Genomic DNA, 17,348 nt, shown 5'->3' with positions numbered 1-17,348 from the left:
CCTTTTTTTAAACATTAAAAAAAACACTACTTAAATAAATTAAGTAGTGTTCGTTTTTTATAAATTATTTAGAAGCTTGGTATAATTCTTCTACTTTTTCCCAGTTTACTACATTCCAGAATGCACCAACGTAGTCAGGGCGTTTGTTTTGGTAGTTTAAGTAGTAAGCATGCTCCCATACATCTAAACCTAAGATCGGAGTTTTGCCTTCCATTAATGGTGAATCTTGGTTAGCTGTGCTAGTCACTTCTAACTCACCATTGTTTACTACTAACCAAGCCCAACCAGAACCGAATCGAGTTAATGCAGCTTGAGTGAAAGCAGCTTTTAACTCATCTAAGCTACCGAATTTAGCGTTAATTGCTTCAGCAACTTCACCAACTGGTGTGCCAGTGCCTTCTGGAGTTAATAAAGTCCAGAATAAGCTATGGTTAGCATGTCCACCACCATTGTTACGTACAGCTGTACGGATACCTTCTGGAAGTGCATCTAAGTTTGAAATTAATTCTTCAATTGAAGAAGCAGCTACTTCTTTACCTTCTAAAGCAGCGTTTAAGTTCGTTACATATGTATTGTGGTGACGAGTGTGGTGAATATTCATTGTTTCTTTATCAAAGTGTGGCTCTAATGCATCATAAGCATAAGGTAATTGTGGTAATTCAAATTTTGACATTTTTATTTCCTCCCAAAGATAATAGTGAATTTCAATTTAAAGTTATCAAATAAACTGAAAGATTTCAATAGTAATGCTCAGAAAAGGGAAAGAAAGTAAAAAAGATTAATTTTTGGAAGAAAAATTAAGATTAGGCGAAGAGGATTTTAGAAGATTTAAACTCATCATTCGTTAATTTAATAACCACATCGAAAAAAGTCTCCAACATTATAGTTGAAGACTTTTTCACTAATTAAGGAGTAAGAGGGATTCGAACCCCCGCGGGCTGTTACACCCCTGTCGGTTTTCAAGACCGATCCCTTCAGCCGGACTTGGGTATTACTCCATAATAAAATATTGGTAGCGGCGGAGGGAGTCGAACCCACGACCTCACGGGTATGAACCGTACGCTCTAGCCAGCTGAGCTACACCGCCAAACTATATAAATGGCTCCGCAGGTAGGGTTCGAACCTACGACCACTCGGTTAACAGCCGAGTGCTCTACCACTGAGCTACTGCGGAATAATTCTTGTTGTCCTTAAGACAATATTTAATTTATCATGTTTCAAACTAAACGTCAACACTTTTTTTATTTTTTTCATTATTAATTTATATTAACTATTTTTTATTGAAAATAAATTGTTTTAACGATATTTAAAGCCAAACTTAAATTCAAACCTTAAACCATTGTTTTTCTCTTCTTATTTACTCTTATCATTTTAATTAAAGTTTAATATTCAATTTCCAAAAAAAGATTATAATATACAAAATAGCCCGAAAGTTACATAATAAATTTCGGGAAGTGAAATAACAATAATAAGAAAGGATGAGTTTATGAATATATTTAAACAATTTTGGTTTAGTTTATACTCTCCAAAAACAATATCAAGATATAGACTCCAAAAAATCGGTAAAACAATCTTTTTTCTTTTCCTACTAGCAATTTTATATACTCTTCCGGGATTCTTTTCATTAGTAAAAGATGTGAAGCTTCAGGTCAACAATGTTTCTGACTTGCTTAAAGATAATATTCAGTCGATTTCTTTAAACAAAGGATCTTTAACAATTAACGACAATACGCCGTTTGAACGAAATATCGGTGAATATAAATATGCTTTTTATCCAAATGAAACAGTTATACCTTCAAAATTAAAAAATGAACAGTATGCATTTGTTGTATTAAAAAATAGACTAGTTATTAAAAATGATAAAGGCGAACAAGATTATCCTTATCCTTCATTAAAATCTAAAGAAATACACAAAACGCAAGTTTCAAAATTTATTAAAAGTATAAAAGAAGCTCTTCCAGTATTCTTAATCGCATTATTTTTCCTATTTTATTTAGGTTCTTGTATCTTCATATTTATAGTTGCTACATTATTAGCGTTTTTAACAGCTTTATTTAAGTCGACTAAGCACTTGCCTTTTAGACAACGCTTTGCAATGGTTTCGTATAGCTTAACATTACCTACAGTTATCTATTTATTGCTAGGATTATTGAAAATAAATATCCCATTCCAAACTTTAATTTTTATTTTAATAACAGTTGGTATGTACACATTAACAATTAAAAATTTACCTTCTAAAAAATAATGTTTACTGAAGTGTGTTTCACACTTCTTTTTTTTGTTTGAAAATTTGTTAGTCAAAGCTCCTAATAGGAATATTCGTTGTGGACAAGCATATAGTCTACAAAAGGAGTGTTTATTAATGAAAAAAATAGCTTTTTTACTTGGTTCTTTATTGCTTGCATATATAATATTCTTTGACCTTCAAGTAGGGACGATCCCAACTAAACATATTGCTACAGTGGCAAAAGCAACAAAATCAGAAACAAAATCAACTTCACTTCCAAAATATGAAAAAATTCAAGTTAAAAACGGTGACACTGTTTTAGGAATTATCGAAAATCTGAACCCTGATTTTAACCAGCCAATCAGCCAAATTACAGAAGATTTTAGTGCGTTAAATGATGGACTTTCACCTACTAAAATTCAAAGTGGAAAATCATATAAATTCCCAATTTACTCTTCCAATAAGTAAAATTTGTGTTATATTTCTTTAGAACCAGTTGATAAAATGAGTAATCATGAAGAAAATATGATAATGTAGATTTATACAAAATAGAAATAAAGTTATTTTTGAAGGAGCGAGTTACTCGTGAACGAAATTACACATAGAAGTAAAACACGTGCAGTTAAAGTAGGTAATGTAGTTGTTGGTGGAGCAAATGAAATTTCAATCCAAAGTATGACAACAACAAAAACACACGATGTTGAAGCAACAGTTGCAGAAATTAAACGACTTGAAGAAGCTGGATGTCAGATTGTTCGAGTTGCAGTACCAGACGAAAGAGCTGCAAATGCAATCGCTGATATTAAAAAACAAATTAACATACCACTTGTTGCAGATATACACTTTGATTATAAATTAGCCTTAAAAGCAATTGAAGGCGGAGTAGATAAAATTAGAATTAATCCAGGTAATATTGGTCGTAAAGAAAAAGTTGAAGCAGTAGTAAATGCTGCTAAAGCTAAAGGAATTCCTATTCGTATCGGTGTTAATGCTGGTTCATTAGAAAAACGAATCTTAGAGAAATATGGTTACCCAACTGCTGATGGAATGGTTGAAAGTGCATTACATCACATTAAAATTCTTGAGGATTTAGATTTCCATGACATCATCGTATCGATGAAAGCATCAGATGTAAATCTAGCAATTGAGGCTTATGAAAAAGCTTCAAAAGCATTCAATTATCCTTTACATTTAGGTATTACTGAATCAGGTACTTTGTTTGCTGGTACAGTTAAGAGTGCCGCTGGTTTAGGGGCAATCATTAATAAAGGGATCGGAAATACAATGCGTATCTCATTAAGCGCAGATCCAGTTGAAGAAGTAAAAGTTGCAAGAGAATTACTTAAGTCTTTCGGTTTATCTTCAAACGCTGCAACATTAATTTCTTGCCCTACATGTGGCCGAATTGAAATTGACTTAATTAGTATTGCAAATGATGTTGAAGAATACATTTCAACACTAAAAGTACCAATTAAAGTTGCCGTACTAGGATGTGCAGTAAACGGTCCTGGTGAGGCACGTGAAGCAGACATCGGTATTGCTGGAGCACGTGGTGAAGGATTACTATTCCGCCATGGGGAAATCGTTCGTAAAGTACCAGAAGCAACTATGGTCGAAGAACTAAAACGCGAAATTGACATCATAGCAAAAGAAAAACTAGCTGAACTAGAAGCAGCAAAAGGTTAATAATAACAAAAAGGTTAAGGACACTGCTCCTTAACCTTTTTTATTCTTTTCCTATCTTGTCAAATCGAATAATCCTGAGGAATAAATACCTTCAATTCATTAGGACGAACAAATACCCTTTCTCCAAGTTGAATATTTAGTTCGTAGAATAATTCGTTCATGAGTTCGATTTCAACATAATCATTTGTATCCTCTCGAAGGACTTCCACATATACGATCGGTCCTACAGCATGAATATGGGTTACGATTGCACTGATCGAAGTTTGATTTGTTTCAAATTTTTCGATTGTAATTTGATGAGGACGAACATAACCCGTAACCTCTTTATGTTCTTTATGATCTTGTTCAACTAATTCTGGTAATGGGATTTCTAATCCTCCACTTATTAAGCTGCCCTTATTTATCCTTCCATGAAATAAATTTACTTTGCCAAGAAAATCATAAACAAACGGACTAGCTGGCGTATGATAAACTTCTTCAGGTGTTCCGATTTGTTCAATCATCCCGCCATTCATAATGACAACTCGATCTGCAACTTCAAGAGCTTCCTCTTGATCATGTGTTACAAATATACTAGTAATATGAATTTCATCATGGAGTTTACGTAACCATCTTCTTAAATCTTTTCGAACTTTTGCATCTAATGCTCCAAATGGCTCATCTAATAATAATACACTTGGTTCAACAGCCAATGCTCTAGCTAATGCAACACGTTGTCTTTGTCCACCAGATAATTGAGAAGGAAATCGATTAACAAAGCTTTCTAATTTTACTAATGAGAGCAATTCCATCACTTTCTCATTAATTGTTCTTTTTAAAGGACGTGTAGCTCTTGGTCTAACTTTTAAACCAAATGCAATATTATCAAAAACAGTCATGTGCTGAAATAAAGCATAGTGCTGGAATACAAATCCTACATTTCTTTCTTTCACTTGCACATTTGCTACATCCTGATCTTCAAAAAATATTTCACCCAAATCTGGATTTTCTAAACCTGCAATGATTCTCAACAATGTTGTTTTACCCGACCCAGATGGACCTAATAAAGCAACCAATTCCCCTTTTTTTATATTTAAATCAATTCCTTTTAAGGCAGTTTCATTATCATAGCTTTTTATTACATTTGAAACTTTAATTGACATACAATCCTCTCCTATTGTTTCTCTTCCTTTAGAACTTTCCATTCAATTATATTTTTAATAACTAATGTCAGAATCGCAAAAATGGACATAAGTGACGCAACTGTATATGCTTGTGAAAATTGGTACTCATTATATAAATTTTCAATATGCAGTGGCATTGTAATTGTTTCTCCGCGAATATGTCCAGATACAACTGAAACAGCACCAAATTCTCCAACCGCTCTTGCATTGCATAATATAACGCCATACAAAAGTCCCCATTTAATTTTCGGAAGTGTCACTTTCCAAAAAATATGCCATCCGTTCGCACCTAAAGTTAGTGCAGCCTCTTCTTCAGCACTCCCTGTTGCCTGCATAACCGCAATTAATTCTTTCGCTACAAAAGGCAATGTGACAAAAATTGTTGCTAAAACAATTCCTGGAGTTGAAAAAATGATTTTCAAATTATGTTCTTTTAACCAACCACCAAAAATCCCATTATTCGGACTAAATAAAAGAACAAATAAAAATCCTGCAACAACCGGTGACACTGCAAAAGGTAATTCAATTAAAGTTACTAATATATTTTTTCCCTTAAAATTAAATTTCGTTGTAGCCCACGCAATCGAAACGCCAAAAATCGCATTAAGCGGTAACGTAATAATCGTTACTAAAAACGTCAATTTAATTGCTGCTAATGTCTCATCATTTACAATCGTTTCTTTATAAACTCCAAAACCATCTTGTAAAGCCTTTATAAAAATTGAAACTAATGGAAGAAATAAAAATAGCGCTAAAAAAAGTATGACAATACTGATTAAAATGATTGGAATCGTATTGACGCTCAATTTTGCTCTTTTCTCAGTACTTGCACTCATTTCTATTTTTCTCTCAATCTTAAATTCTCTTTCCATTCTTAACCCTTACCCCCTTGAACAAAAGCACGATTTGCGTATCTCTGAAAAATACTAATGATCAATAAGAGTAAGAAAGAAGTTACTAATAATACTATTGCAAGTGCGGTTGCACCCGAGTAATCATATTGCTCCAATTTTGTCATAATTAACAAAGGTGTAATTTCAGTCTTCATAGGCATATTTCCCGAAATAAACACGACAGACCCATATTCCCCTAATGATCTTGCGAATGCTAAAGAAAATCCTGTCAATAATGCTGGTAAAATCCCTGGAAAAATTACCTTCCAAAAAATTTGAAAACGGTTTGCACCTAGACTTGCCGCTGCTTCCTCAACATCTTTTTGAAAATTTTCAAGAACAGGTTGAACCATTCTTACTACAAATGGTAACCCAATAAATGTAAGAGCTATAATAATCCCGAGTGGTGTATAAGCAATTTTGAAGGAGAAAAATTTTCCAACCCAACCATCAGGAGAATACAATGTTGTTAAAGTAATACCTGCAACTGCCGTCGGCAATGCAAAAGGTAAATCAATGAATGCATCTACAATTCGTTTTCCAGGAAAACGATAACGTACAAGCACCCAAGCTACTAATAAACCAAAAACAGCGTTAATAATCGCAGCAATAAAAGCAGTTCCAAAACTTACTTTATAAGACATTAGTACTCTATGTTCACTCACGATTTTTATAAATTTAGACCAACCTATATCGAAAGAATGTAAGAACAGCATCGATACCGGAAGAAAAATAAAAAAGCTTATATATAATATTGAAAATCCAAAGGTTAATCCAAATCCTGGTAGGATTCTTTTTCGCTTCTTAAACAATTATGTCAATCCTCCTTAAAATAAAAATCAAATAAAGAAGACTTGGCTTAAGCTCTAGTAAAACGCCCAATAAAGTCCAATGTCCTCTTTATTTTCCAATTACGTGATTATTGATAAATTTGGTCAAATACTCCACCATCGTCAAAGTGCTTCGATTGAGCTTTAGCCCATCCCCCGAAATCTTTATCAATTGTTAGCAATGGAAGGTTAGGATATTGTTTACTATATTTAGCGAGAATCTCTTTATCTCTCGGACGATAATAATTTTCGGCAATGATCTTTTGACCTTCTTTACTATAAAGATAAGATAAGTAGCCCTTCGCCACTGCTTCAGTTTTCTTTTCCTTCACATTTTTATCAACAACCGCAACAGGTGGTTCAGCTAGAATACTAATCGAAGGGTAAACAATTTTATATTTCCCCTCACCTAGTTCCTTCACTGAAAGTAATGCTTCATTTTCCCATGCTATTAATACATCTCCAATTCCTTTTTCAACAAATGTAGTTGTTGAACCACGTGCCCCAGTATCTAAAACCGGAACGTTTTTATATAATTTCTTCATAAATGCTTTTACTTTTTTCTCATCACCATTATATTTTTTGTCTGCATAGCCCCAAGCAGCCAAATAATTCCATCTTGCACCACCAGAAGTTTTTGGATTTGGAGTAATTACTTGAACTCCTTTTTTCGTTAAATCATCCCAATCCTTAATATTTTTCGGATTTCCTTTCCTCACTAAAAAAACAATTGTTGATGTATAAGGGGTTGAATTGTATTCAAATTCTTTTTGCCAATTAGGGGATAATAGTTGTGCCTTTTCATTGATCGAGTCAATATCATATCCAAGAGCTAGTGTAACTACATCAGCATCTAAACCGTCGATTACTGCCCTAGCTTGTTTTCCAGAACCACCATGTGACTGTTTAATTGTGACAGTTTGGTTATGTTCTTTTTCCCAATATTTACTAAATGCTTTATTATAATTTTCATATAATTCACGAGTTGGATCATAAGAAACATTTAACAATTCCACTTTTTTATTTGCTGCTTCAGTATTAGTTGCTTCAGATTTATCGTCTTTCAAGGTCGCATATAACACTCCCGAAACTGCTAATACAGCAACTACAGAGCTAATAATCCATTTCTTTGCCCCCATAATGATCTGCCCCTCTCAATTTCAATTTTCCGATTTTTATTTGTACCGATCTCTACACTTCAACACATTAAAATCTCCCCTTTAAGGCACAAATATAAAGAAAACTCGTCGGTTGCCTAGCCTTTTAGGCAAAGGCAGAGACGTAGTTGCACTTATACTTTATTCCTATAATTGACAGCTTCTCCGAGTACTCTTTCATCGCTGCCAATTTATCCTTTTTAAAGTGCAAAAAGACCCTTAACTAATGAAAATAGTTAAGGGCCTTTGGTCTTCCAATCAGCCATATTGATTTTTTATATAAGCTTAATAATAAACATACTATTCCTATGTGTCAACTATGATTTTAGAATTTTTTAAATTATTTCTCTTATTATTCACTTTTTATATATTCCTCATTGTATACTCATTATATTTACTAATTACATTACATTTTATGGAGGATTTCATGCTAATCGAGTCATATTTTAAACACATCCGTTTAAAACAAACCCAAACAATTTCATATTCCTCATTAAAACAAATTCATAAGCATCATTTACTTTCAATTCCATTTGAAAATATCGATATTATTTCTCTAATTCCGCTCTCAATGAATCCTTCTGAAATTATGAAAAAAATAGCTACAGGTAAACGGGGTGGGATTTGTTTTGAAACGAATTCATTACTTTTTTCAGTCTTACAGGAATTAGGTTTTAATGTATCATTTATTTCAACCAAATTTTGGAATGAAGAAAAACAGTGTTGGAATCCTGAATTCTCACATTTATCTATATTAGTAAAAATTGACGATCAAAACTATCTCGCAGACGTAGGAATTGGTGGAGGTTTTTTAGAACCTCTCTTGCTTCAAGACCATTATGAATACTCAGATCCAAATGGATCCTATCGAATGATTGAACAAGACAATTCGAACTTCATTCTTCAAAAATTCAATGAAAATTGGAAGGACTTATTATTCATTTCAATTATACCGAAACAGCTGAAACAATTCGAAGAACAATTTAAATACTTCCAAACTAGTAATGAAACAATTTTCACCCAATATAAAATCGTCAACTTATTAACGAAAGAAGGAAGAATTTCATTATCAGATCACCAATTAAAAGTAACTAAAAATCATAGAATCTGTATAACTGAAATAAAAAATCAAGATGAGTGGCAATCAATTTTTAATAATCTATTTAATCAAATAGCAGAAATAAAAGGCTAAACGATTTGGCCATGCCTTAAACTTTTGCCCCTCACCCCATTGCACCTCAAGCTTTAATAAATTAGTTAATTTTGCACAAATTAACTGTATTCGAAGAGAAAGGAGCAAATAATTTGAAAAATAATCGCGAAAAGCAAAACAGCATTATAAGTGAAAGAAGAGAAGACGAAATAAATAATGTAAATCAGAACCAAAAAAATAAGCAGCCACTTCCGCAGCCGAAGGATATTGAAGAAATAGAATACTAAAGAAAAATAAACCTTCTAATTTTTTGGAATTAGAAGGTTTTATTTTTATCATTTCATTTTACTAATCATATGAATCACTTCTTCTACTAGATAAGGCACTTCTTCAAATGCATTTCTCATATGTAATCTCTCAGTTAACTTATGAGCATCTTTTCCGAACGGTCCGATATTTAACACAGGGGCATTTAATTTTCCCATTAAACTAAAAGGTAAAGTATAACTGTCTCCCCATACCGGTGTGTTCAACTCGAATGCTGTCCATCCGCCAAGCGAATCACTGTAATTAACATAACTTAAGTCACTTATTCCATTAAAATAGTGAATACGTTTTACGGGTAAATTAAACTGATTACTAGCAAGCTCAGAAGAAAATTTAATACACTGTTCCACTAACTCATCTCCAGTAGAGTTTATTGCTGGATAATATGGTGGTGCAAATAAAATGATGATAGCAGGTGCAAGCTCCTGACATTCAATCATTAAATTGTCTGCAATTCTAAAGGACTTCTCACGATCATCCCACTCACCGTGCGAATGAATTTCTTTTTTAAGATTCAACACATAATCCTCGCCGAGCTTCCTGATAGCATATTGCTGCAAGTCTGTATATTGGATAACTTTTATTTTTCCAACCGGATTTACGTTATGTTTTTTACAAATCTTTTCATATTCAAAACTACATTCTTCAGCAGCTTCTTGTGCTATTTTTTCGAATAAATTAAAGACTTCAGTAGCATTTCTTTTCATTAAAAACACATTGTATAGCGCACATGAACGAAAAGGCGTTTGAGTCGAATACTCCATCCTCAAATCCTTCTGCTGTAATGTAACAGGTAAAGGAGTCTTCTCACCAAAATCAATCTCTTGAAACTCCTCATTCCACTCCATTTTTCTAGTTAAAAAGGATGCAATATATGGAGATGTTATGCCACTTAATGGTTCTCCAGCATGAGTTTCTTTCCCATAAAATAATGCTGCTGGCATTATTTTCCCAATTGTACCAGAGTAAATATAATACTTTGGATCCCCCGGTTCTTGTGAAAATACAGGCTCACCATTTAAAAATAATTTAAAATTTAAATCATATTCTTCCTGTAGATTTACAAGTGTCGAGACCGCATCACGCATTCCAGCCGAATTTACCTCTTCATCAGGAACGGTTAATAATAAAAGATTAATTGGCCATTCCTCAATACTGGCTTTCTCAATAATACTCATATGCATCGCAAGTCCCATTTTCATATCCATCGAACCACGACCAAATAAATATTCACCAGAATTCAAATCACTTTGAACTTCTTTTGATAATTCATTTAACCGTTCATAAAAAGCATTTGTTAAATCCTCTGTTTTTGTAGACAAATGTTCAAGCTCACCATATTCTTCTGTATTTACCGTATCAAAATGACTTATAAGACAAATCGTATCTTTTACATCTGGCCGTTTGTACAATGCAGTTAAAAATTTCCGACCTTTATCTGAATCATGTAACTTCAGTTGATCTGGTAAGTCTTTAAAATATTGTAAAGCAGATAGCTTTTTAAATAAATTAATAGGAAATTCCCGTTCTCCATCTGTTAGCGTTATACTTTTCCAGCTAACTAGTTCTGTAAGTAATTTTTTCAAGTTTTCAGGTGAATTCCATAACATCTTAATCATATTTGTCCCCCATAATCATTCTGTAGTTTAATTTTCAAGATCTCTAATTGTAAATGGGTAATTGGTTCAATAACTCCCCTATTCTAGAAATGTAACTGAATACCTTTTTTAAATAGTAGAAACGGTAAAAAATAAAAAACCATCTATTTCTAGATGGAAAAAATTGAATTAATAGTATCCTAAATTAATATTTAAAGTAGTCTTTAATTAATGTAGTCCTAAAAACTTGATTGTCAGATTGATTGCAAGCGCTTAGCAGGCAGTCTGACGCTTAATATTGAGCACCATTTATATTCCACACAATAAAAGTACACACAAAGATTAGTCCAAATAAGAACATCAATATAAATCCAGATAATTTTGCTAACCCTTTTTCTTCTTTTATAATTGCTATTACACCAGTAATCAAGCTTGCAAAAAGACAAATATAATAAATATAAAATGAGATAACTTTTATTGTATTTAAAGTTTCGATTGTAAATGCAAAAATTGCACTAATTAAACTACCTAAAACAAAAAAGTATGCTAACTTACCGATTTTTTGGCTAAACTTTATTACTCCATTTGTAATAATTCCAAAACAACTAATTAGAGAAAGCCAAAAAATACCTTCTAAGATTCTTCTACTAACAATTGGCAATGGCTTAGCAAAATGTCCTATAAATGAAATAAATATAACAAACAATAATAAGAAGACATTTCTTCTATATTTTTTGAGCTCCTGCAAACCACTCAGCCTCCTAGGCTATAAGTTTATTAAACATCTTGCCCTAATGCATATTATTCAACAATAGGGCGAATTCCCCTTTATTTAACGGAGAAATAAACATATAAAAAAAGAACAAAAGTTCCCGTTTTATGTCGAAAAAAATTTAAAATAGTCTTTATTGCAAACGTACGTTCTTTATTTTATAATTTAGATATGGATTGAATAGAATATGGTAATGGTTAGACAAGCGTTTTAAACTATTTAAGTCATATTTTTTTCAATTTAACAAATTAATTTTTAAACAAGGAGTGACGTGGACATGTCATTAGAATTAATCCCTTATTTAATCATGGATGGAAATGCTCAAGAAGCAATTAATTTTTATGAAAAAGCTCTTGATGCTAAGGTATTATTTAGTCAAACTTATGGAGAAGTTGGAGACGACACAGAAGGAAAAATACCATCTGATGCTAAGAATTTAATCATGCACGCAACGATCCAAATCGGAGAATCAGCACTAATGCTTTCAGATACTTATCCTGGTTATCCGTTCCAAAGTGGAAACCAAGTAACAATTTGTATTTCTACAAATGAAATTGAAATTTCAAAACGATTTTTTGAAGGCCTTTCAGATGGTGGGGAAGTAGAATTACCATTACAAGATACTGGATTTAGCCCATGTTATGGTAAAGTAGTCGACAAATTTGGCGTATTATTCCAAGTATTTACACACCCTGCCGGGCAGCAATAATCTATTAGTGAATACACTGCTTGTTTAATTTTACAAGTTCTAAACTTCCAGGTTCCAAAAAATTCTTAGTTAGAAATTCATACATAATTTAGCTGCAAAAAAAACGACTCGGTCAAATATGACTGAGTCGTTTAATAAATTATATTCTTCTTTGGATATACCTTACAACGTTCGTAACTAATTTTCTTGGCATGAATCGAACAGAATTTGCGAGTATTTTATTCGTCATTCCAGGAATCACAATTGTCTTTCCATCTTTAAATCCCCTATATGCTACCTTAGCAACATCTTTTACATTCCCTACACCACTTTGGAATAAATTTGATTCATGCATATTGGCACGTTTTCCAAAATCTGTTTCTGTTGCACCAGGACAAACAGCTGTTACTTTAACATTTGTTCCTTTCATTTCATTCGAAAGTGCTTCCGTAAAAGAAAGAACATATGACTTTGTAGCATAGTAAACTGCCATTAAAGGTCCAGGTTGAAAAGCTGCTGTAGAAGCAATATTCATCACCCCACCTTTATTTCGTTCAATCATCCCTTTTAAAAACAGTTTTGTAAGATGTGTAACTGTACGTATATTTAAATCAATCATGTTTAACTCTTCGTCTAAATTTGTAGTTGCAAACTCCCCAAATAATCCAAACCCAGCATTATTCACTAAATAATCAACTTGAATATTTTCAGCATTTAATTCCTTTTGTAAAGAAACTATTTCCTCTTCCTTTGATAAATCCTTTGAATATAGATGAATCTTTCCATTCGACATTGATTCAATTTCACTTTTTACTTTTACTAAATTATCAATTGATCTAGCTACTAAAACTAAATCGAATCCATCTATTGCAAATAAAATAGCTAATTCTTTACCAATTCCTCCAGACGCTCCTGTAATTAATACTGTCTCATTTGATTTCATCTTTTTTCTCCCTACTCTTCACACTTATATTATTTATCGTTTAATTCCAATTAAGGTTATACGTTTAAACATTTAAACGTATATGATGGAATTTACTATACCTTATAAATGAAAAAAAGACAATCATATATTGTCTTTAGAAACTTGGAATATAAGTCTACTAATCTTTTTTTATGTTTTCGTTTATTTTATCAAGCTTTGCCTCAAGTCTCTGCATTTGAAGCCTATATTTCCTAATAGATCGAAAAATAAATACACCAAAAATAATAATAGCAACTGGTATTAAAAATACAATCAACTGAAAGATTAAATCTCCTATAGCCATATTTTTACTCCTTTGTTTTATCAATGTGCATTAAATAATTCTTTACTTCTAATTAAAGTATATACGAAATTGGAAAATTATGTAATACATTCTAAAAAATTAGATTACTATCCCTAAAATAAAATAGAGAGTACTATTTGTACTCTCTAAAAGTGGTTGGAATTCAACTACATTCTGGACAAAGGCCGTATATTTCAAATTTATGACTTTGTACTGTATAACCAGGTAAATCTACAGATAAATTGTCCATAGGGCATCTATAAATACTTTTTGTATTTCCACAATCTAAACAAATAAAATGATGATGATGCTCTGATGAAGAGCACTTCGAACGAAAACGTTTTTCACCATCTAGTTCCGTAACTTCCACTACATCCACTTCAATAAATGTGGATAAATTGCGATAAATTGTATCAAAGCTAAGTCCTTTGTATTTATCTATTAATGCTTGTTGAATATCTCTTGCAGTTACATATTTATTTTGCCTAAAAATATATTCAAGCATATCATATCGTTTAGGCGTATTTTTGAAGCCTCTTTCTTTTAATAATTTTGATGCATCTGCTAATTTCATTTAATCACTACCTTTGACTTGTTCTTAACTTCTTCAAACCTAAAGTAAAAATAAGAATAAGGATTTGCAGGATCACAATCGTACCACCAGGCGCTAGATTTAAATTATAAGAAAGCAAAATACCTGCAACTACTGAAAACTCTCCGAAAATAATTGAAAAGATAATTGTTTGCTTAAAACCTTTCGAAATTCGTATGCTTGCTGCTACCGGTAAAGTCATTAGAGAAGAGACTAATAATACGCCTACAACTCTCATAGAAATGGATACTACTAAAGCTACTAATAAAATAAACAAATAATGTATCCATTTTGCATTAATTCCTGAAGCTACTGCATATTCTTCATCAAAAGATAATAGGAACAATTCTTTGTAAAGTACTATGATAGATATTACTACTAATACAGCTATAATTATGACAGTTATTAAATCTTCTTGTGAAACGGCACTTACACTACCGAATAAATAACTAAATAGATCAGTATTAAATCCATTAGCTAATGAAATTAATATGACACCTAACCCCATACCACCCGAAAGAATGATTGGAATTGCTAATTCTTGATAATGTTTATATACACTTCTTAATTTTTCAATTAAAAATGCACCTGCAACTGAAAATGTCATCCCCATAAATAAAGGGCTAATAAAACCAGAAGTAAAGAAATACTTTTCAAGTAAAAGACTTGCTGCAACACCTGATAATGTGACATGACTTAATGCATCAGAAATTAGTGATAATCTTCTAAATACAACGAATACACCTAATAATGGAGCCATAACCCCTATTATCATACCAGTGATTAATGTATTTCTAAGAAAGTCATAATGAAAAAAATCAATCATATTCGATCTCCCCCATTCTCGTGATTGTGAGATAGTACATGCACAGAATGGCCATATAGAAGAGACAAATCCTTCTCAGTAGCATCTTTAAACTTATCTCTACTACCATGGAAGTGTAGTCTTTTATTTAAACATGCAACATGTGATACTTTATCAGTAATAATGCCCATGTCATGTGAAACTAATAATAACGTAATTCCAAGGTTATTATTTAAATCACTAAGTAATTGATAAAAGCTTTCTACATTTTCAGCATCTACCCCAACTGTTGGTTCATCGAGTATTAATAGTTCAGGATTACTTACAAGTGCACGCGCTATAAAGACACGCTGTTGTTGGCCACCTGATAGTTCACCAATATTACGATTTGCAAATTCATACATTCCAACTGATTTTAAGGCTTCATTAATTTTTTGTTTATCCGAATTTTTAAAACCATGAAATAACCCTATTTTTGAAACAAGACCTAATGATACTACTTCGAAAACTGATGCTGGAAAACCAGAGTTAAAACTATTTGCTTTTTGAGATACATAACCAATTTTATCCCAACTTTTCATTTTTCGAATATCTGTTCCGAATAACTCTATTTTTCCTTCATCTGGTTGTTGGATACCTAGTATACATTTTAGTAAAGTTGATTTACCACTACCGTTTGGACCAACTAACCCTAAAAAGTCCCCTTTTTTTACTTGAAGATTAATATCTGTTAACACCTTTTGACGTTCATAGCTATAAGATAAATCTTCAATATTTATGATATTTTGACTCATTTATTAAAACACCTTCATCTATTTAGGAATAATTACGTTTTACTTCAAGTTCTTAGTATAAGAGAATAGTTCTTATTTGTAAACAAAGAAAACTCGGCAAAATTTTTATTCGTTTTTAATTTAAATTCATCTTTATCAAAACTTTAAATCCCTTAATTTTCTTTAGAAAATCTTTAATGTATTTTTAATAAATAAGACTTATCACTTTGTGACGAAAAATACAATGTGCTACAATTAACATATAAATATAGATAAAGAGGTGGTTTTTTGAACGCAATTACACATCGTAAGCTTTCAAACTTTAAGATTATTAGACGGGGGTTTTTTATTACATTAGGGGCTGCTCTGATGGCAGCTTGCTTAAAAGCATTCTTTATTCCAACTGATATCATTGATGGTGGAATCGTAGGTATCTCTTTGATCCTCTCCCATATTACTTCGATTAATCTCGGTATTTTTCTATTCTTGTTAAACTTACCTTTTGTAATAGTAGGTTATAAGCAAATCGGTAAAACATTCGCTATCTCAACTTTATTTGGTATCACTGTACTTTCAGTATTTACCTCTCTTTTTAAGGACATTCCTCATTTAACTAATGACCCTTTACTAGCTGCATTATTTGGTGGATTAGGTTTAGGAATTGGAGTAGGCTTAGTAATTCGTAATGGTGGCTCACTTGATGGGACAGAAATTATAGGAATACTTTTAACAAAATCATCACCTTTTTCAATTGGTGAGGTTGTTATGGCATTTAATGTATTTATTCTCGGAAGTGCAGGATTTGTATTTGGATGGGATAATGCTATGTATTCATTAATTGCCTATTATGTAGCATTTAAAACAATTGATTTAACAATTGAAGGATTTCAGGATACTAAATCTGTTTGGATCATTAGTGATAATGATAAAGAAATCGGTGATGCATTAAATGCCCGATTAGGTAGAGGAGTTACATATTTTCATGGCGAAGGTGGCTTTATGGGTGAAGATAAAAAAATCATCTTTACAGTCATTTCAAGACTTGAAGAAGCAAAATTAAAATCGATTGTTGAAGACTATGATGAAAATGCCTTTGTAGCAATCGGAAATATAGCTGATGTTAAGGGTGGCAAGTTTAAGAAGAAAGCAATCCATTAATAGTAAACAATTAAGCTTGAATTCTATCATGAATTCAAGCTTTTCTATTTTAATAGTTTAATTGAGTTGCTAATTTAAATCGCTTTTACGATTCATCAATCAAATACTTCAACGCCTCAATTATTTAGTTTTAGGATTTACTGCAAATCAGTTAGAAGGTAAAAATACAATTTGATTCTTTTAACATTGTTTAATGAGCTCCACACTTATTATGTAGCTTTTGTCTTTTCGAACGTCTGTTAGTTGCTTCTGAATCTC

The 17,348-nt window shown here is 32.0% G+C and carries 19 protein-coding genes and 3 tRNA genes; 7 read left to right on the top strand and 15 right to left on the bottom strand.

Annotation, left to right across the window (positions count from 1 at the left end; translation table 11 throughout):
* Positions 1 to 64 precede the first annotated feature (64 nt).
* The 4 genes from ACFVR2_RS03055 to ACFVR2_RS03040 all read right to left on the bottom strand — a co-directional run bounded on the left by ACFVR2_RS03055 (position 65) and on the right by ACFVR2_RS03040 (position 1,174).
* Positions 65 to 673 (bottom strand): superoxide dismutase, encoded by a 609-nt coding sequence (locus ACFVR2_RS03055; RefSeq protein WP_387358800.1) that lies wholly within the window; start codon positions 671 to 673, stop codon positions 65 to 67.
* 235 nt (positions 674 to 908) lie between these two features.
* Positions 909 to 998: transfer RNA gene (locus tag ACFVR2_RS03050), tRNA-Ser, on the bottom strand.
* Between the two features lie 12 nt (positions 999 to 1,010).
* Positions 1,011 to 1,087, bottom strand: a tRNA-Met gene (locus tag ACFVR2_RS03045).
* Between the two features lie 12 nt (positions 1,088 to 1,099).
* A tRNA-Asn gene (locus ACFVR2_RS03040) sits at positions 1,100 to 1,174 on the bottom strand.
* 312 nt (positions 1,175 to 1,486) lie between these two features.
* On the opposite strand from ACFVR2_RS03040, the gene ACFVR2_RS03035 reads away from it, so the two are divergent.
* The 3 genes from ACFVR2_RS03035 (at position 1,487) to ispG (ending at position 3,913) form a co-directional block, all read left to right on the top strand.
* Complete coding sequence (locus ACFVR2_RS03035) at positions 1,487 to 2,245, top strand: DUF1189 domain-containing protein (protein ID WP_387358798.1); 759 nt, start codon at positions 1,487 to 1,489, stop codon at positions 2,243 to 2,245.
* Positions 2,246 to 2,362: 117 nt separating this feature from the next.
* On the top strand, positions 2,363 to 2,695 hold the full coding sequence (locus ACFVR2_RS03030; RefSeq protein WP_387358796.1) for a hypothetical protein: 333 nt from the start codon (positions 2,363 to 2,365) through the stop codon (positions 2,693 to 2,695).
* Positions 2,696 to 2,821: 126 nt separating this feature from the next.
* Entirely contained in the window at positions 2,822 to 3,913 is a 1,092-nt protein-coding gene (gene ispG / locus ACFVR2_RS03025) for a flavodoxin-dependent (E)-4-hydroxy-3-methylbut-2-enyl-diphosphate synthase (RefSeq protein ID WP_387360431.1), read from the top strand.
* A gap of 59 nt (positions 3,914 to 3,972) precedes the next feature.
* Here the strand turns inward: ispG and ACFVR2_RS03020 are convergent, their stop codons facing one another.
* The 4 genes from ACFVR2_RS03020 to ACFVR2_RS03005 all read right to left on the bottom strand — a co-directional run bounded on the left by ACFVR2_RS03020 (position 3,973) and on the right by ACFVR2_RS03005 (position 7,938).
* Complete coding sequence (locus tag ACFVR2_RS03020; RefSeq protein ID WP_387358794.1) at positions 3,973 to 5,055, bottom strand: sulfate/molybdate ABC transporter ATP-binding protein; 1,083 nt, start codon at positions 5,053 to 5,055, stop codon at positions 3,973 to 3,975.
* A gap of 11 nt (positions 5,056 to 5,066) precedes the next feature.
* Positions 5,067 to 5,948, bottom strand: coding sequence for a sulfate ABC transporter permease subunit CysW (cysW, locus tag ACFVR2_RS03015; RefSeq protein ID WP_387358792.1), 882 nt, complete (start codon positions 5,946 to 5,948; stop codon positions 5,067 to 5,069).
* Positions 5,949 to 5,950: 2 nt separating this feature from the next.
* On the bottom strand, positions 5,951 to 6,781 hold the full coding sequence (cysT, locus tag ACFVR2_RS03010) for a sulfate ABC transporter permease subunit CysT (protein WP_387358790.1): 831 nt from the start codon (positions 6,779 to 6,781) through the stop codon (positions 5,951 to 5,953).
* Between the two features lie 107 nt (positions 6,782 to 6,888).
* Complete coding sequence (locus ACFVR2_RS03005; protein ID WP_387358788.1) at positions 6,889 to 7,938, bottom strand: sulfate ABC transporter substrate-binding protein; 1,050 nt, start codon at positions 7,936 to 7,938, stop codon at positions 6,889 to 6,891.
* 445 nt (positions 7,939 to 8,383) lie between these two features.
* Between ACFVR2_RS03005 and ACFVR2_RS03000 the strand changes: the two genes are divergently transcribed.
* Both ACFVR2_RS03000 and ACFVR2_RS02995 read left to right on the top strand, forming a co-directional pair.
* A complete protein-coding gene (locus tag ACFVR2_RS03000) occupies positions 8,384 to 9,148 on the top strand; it encodes an arylamine N-acetyltransferase family protein (protein ID WP_387358786.1) in 765 nt (254 codons plus the stop codon).
* Between the two features lie 113 nt (positions 9,149 to 9,261).
* Positions 9,262 to 9,396 (top strand): hypothetical protein, encoded by a 135-nt coding sequence (locus tag ACFVR2_RS02995; protein WP_387358784.1) that lies wholly within the window; start codon positions 9,262 to 9,264, stop codon positions 9,394 to 9,396.
* 48 nt (positions 9,397 to 9,444) lie between these two features.
* On the opposite strand, the gene ACFVR2_RS02990 is transcribed toward ACFVR2_RS02995, so the two are convergent.
* The gene (locus ACFVR2_RS02990) at positions 9,445 to 11,055 is read right to left on the bottom strand and encodes a M20/M25/M40 family metallo-hydrolase (protein ID WP_387358782.1); all 1,611 of its coding nucleotides are present in this window, start codon (positions 11,053 to 11,055) and stop codon (positions 9,445 to 9,447) included.
* Between the two features lie 271 nt (positions 11,056 to 11,326).
* A complete protein-coding gene (locus ACFVR2_RS02985) occupies positions 11,327 to 11,782 on the bottom strand; it encodes a hypothetical protein (protein WP_387358780.1) in 456 nt (151 codons plus the stop codon).
* A 301-nt stretch (positions 11,783 to 12,083) separates the two neighbouring features.
* On the opposite strand from ACFVR2_RS02985, the gene ACFVR2_RS02980 reads away from it, so the two are divergent.
* Complete coding sequence (locus tag ACFVR2_RS02980; RefSeq protein ID WP_387358778.1) at positions 12,084 to 12,515, top strand: VOC family protein; 432 nt, start codon at positions 12,084 to 12,086, stop codon at positions 12,513 to 12,515.
* 139 nt (positions 12,516 to 12,654) lie between these two features.
* Here ACFVR2_RS02980 and ACFVR2_RS02975 read toward each other — a convergent pair whose 3' ends face one another.
* From ACFVR2_RS02975 to ACFVR2_RS02955, 5 genes are all read right to left on the bottom strand, one after another.
* Complete coding sequence (locus ACFVR2_RS02975; RefSeq protein WP_387358776.1) at positions 12,655 to 13,437, bottom strand: SDR family NAD(P)-dependent oxidoreductase; 783 nt, start codon at positions 13,435 to 13,437, stop codon at positions 12,655 to 12,657.
* A 160-nt stretch (positions 13,438 to 13,597) separates the two neighbouring features.
* Positions 13,598 to 13,762, bottom strand: coding sequence for a DUF4083 family protein (locus ACFVR2_RS02970; protein ID WP_387358774.1), 165 nt, complete (start codon positions 13,760 to 13,762; stop codon positions 13,598 to 13,600).
* A 163-nt stretch (positions 13,763 to 13,925) separates the two neighbouring features.
* Complete coding sequence (locus tag ACFVR2_RS02965) at positions 13,926 to 14,336, bottom strand: Fur family transcriptional regulator (RefSeq protein ID WP_387358772.1); 411 nt, start codon at positions 14,334 to 14,336, stop codon at positions 13,926 to 13,928.
* A gap of 7 nt (positions 14,337 to 14,343) precedes the next feature.
* The gene (locus ACFVR2_RS02960; protein ID WP_387358770.1) at positions 14,344 to 15,180 is read right to left on the bottom strand and encodes a metal ABC transporter permease; all 837 of its coding nucleotides are present in this window, start codon (positions 15,178 to 15,180) and stop codon (positions 14,344 to 14,346) included.
* The gene (locus ACFVR2_RS02955; protein ID WP_387358768.1) at positions 15,177 to 15,953 is read right to left on the bottom strand and encodes a metal ABC transporter ATP-binding protein; all 777 of its coding nucleotides are present in this window, start codon (positions 15,951 to 15,953) and stop codon (positions 15,177 to 15,179) included. Before ACFVR2_RS02955 ends, ACFVR2_RS02960 begins: the two co-directional genes overlap by 4 nt.
* Positions 15,954 to 16,220: 267 nt before the next feature.
* Between ACFVR2_RS02955 and ACFVR2_RS02950 the strand changes: the two genes are divergently transcribed.
* Complete coding sequence (locus tag ACFVR2_RS02950) at positions 16,221 to 17,090, top strand: YitT family protein (RefSeq protein ID WP_069034159.1); 870 nt, start codon at positions 16,221 to 16,223, stop codon at positions 17,088 to 17,090.
* The last annotated feature ends 258 nt before the right edge of the window (positions 17,091 to 17,348 follow it).

Source organism: Gottfriedia sp. NPDC057991, assembly GCF_042886615.1.
Classification (GTDB): Bacteria; Bacillota; Bacilli; order Bacillales; family Bacillaceae_G; genus Gottfriedia.
The sequence above is the reverse complement of the archived record's forward strand: the minus strand, read 5'-3'. Positions and strand labels throughout refer to the sequence as shown.